General features: G+C 48.9%; 2 pseudogenes. One reads left to right on the top strand and one right to left on the bottom strand.

The features are described from left to right. A pseudogene (locus CIK04_RS24875) lies at window positions 1-854 on the bottom strand (LysR family transcriptional regulator); the annotation flags it as partial. A gap of 134 nt (window positions 855-988) precedes the next feature. On the opposite strand from CIK04_RS24875, the pseudogene CIK04_RS24870 reads away from it, so the two are divergent. Continuing rightward, a pseudogene (locus tag CIK04_RS24870) lies at window positions 989-1,538 on the top strand (SDR family oxidoreductase); the annotation flags it as partial.

The raw sequence follows: 1,538 nt of genomic DNA, 5'->3' as shown, positions 1-1,538 counted from the left end.
AAGGTGCGAAGGCGTTTAGGTTGATAGCGATCACGATGATACAGCGCAGAGAACGCCACACTTGGAACATGCCAATCCTCAAACACCTCTCTCAGCAAGCCTTGCTCTAGTTCTTGCATACAGTAAAGCGTGGGGACACGAATGATGCCGTTTCCTGCCAAAGCCCCCTTTCAAACATCACTCGACCATTTTTGCAGCGCAAATTTCCCACGCACCTGACAATCTGATGTTTGCTTAGTGTGTCGATGTTGGAAGGTCCAACGCGTCACCGAGCCGTAACAAGCGTGTTGATCCAGTTCTKGGATGGTCAGGTCGTCCGTGCATCGCTAAGTAGCTGGGGCTGGCATAAGTGCCCATTTCCACATCAATCAGCTTGCGGGCGACAAAACCAGAATCTTCCAGTTTGCCCATGCGAAACGCGATATCAAATTCATCCTCGATCAGGTCAACACGATGGCTGCTAAAATCCAAATCCACTCGCACTTGCGGATATTGCTGCATAAACTGACCAACCACCTCCGCAATCACCTCTTCCCCGTAACGTAACCACCCACACAGTTAACTTCGGATTTCACCCCGAACGGCTTCAATATCATCCACCGCTGCCAACACCGCTTGATCGATGCTATGCAGCGCCATCTCACACTGAGCAACAGTGCTTGCCGCATCCGTTAGTTGAGCGTGCGCGTGGTTCTGATCAACAACGTCACCCCCATTTGCTTCTCCAGTTGGCTAATCTGGCGAGACACATGCGAGCGCGATACTCCCAGTGCTTCTGCAGCTTTGGTGAAATTACCAAGTTGTGCGATCAGTACGAAGGAGCGGATATCCGCTAGGTTGATCTGTGTTTGCATCGGCGCTTTCTCATTTCTTTTGATATTTTTATTGTTGCCATATAACAACAGAGTTTCAACTAGGTCGATATATATCAACAAAAAATTCTTTTCATAAACTACGCATCAACAAGTCAAAACGACTTTTAAAGAGGATCACAAAATGWAAAAAGTTAGTCGTTATTACAGGTGCAAGCTCTGGTATTGGTGAAGCCATCGCGCGTCGTTTCAGTGAAGAAGGTCATCCGCTGCTGCTCTTGGCACGTCGCGTCGAGCGCCTAGAGGCGCTTAATTTGCCAAACACACTTTGTGCTCAAGTGGACGTGACCGACAARAGCACCTTTGACGCTGCGATTGCTCGTGCAGAAGAAATCTATGGCCCTGCAGACGTATTAGTAAACAACGCCGGTGTGATGTTACTTGGCCAGATTGACACGCAAGAAGCCAATGAATGGCAACGTATGTTTGATGTTAATGTCCTTGGTTTGCTAAACGGTATGCAAGCGGTGTTAGCTCCAATGAAAGCACGCAACAGCGGTACCATTATTAACATCAGCTCGATTGCAGGTAAGAAAACCTTCCCAGATCACGCAGCATACTGTGGCACCAAATTCGCTGTGCATGCCATTTCTGAAAATGTGCGTGAGGAAAGTGGCGGCCTCTAACGTGCGTGTCACGACCATCGCACCGGGTGCGGTCGAAACC

The sequence above is a fragment of the Vibrio sp. 03_296 genome, assembly GCF_002265885.1.
The sequence above is the reverse complement of the archived record's forward strand: the minus strand, read 5'-3'. Positions and strand labels throughout refer to the sequence as shown.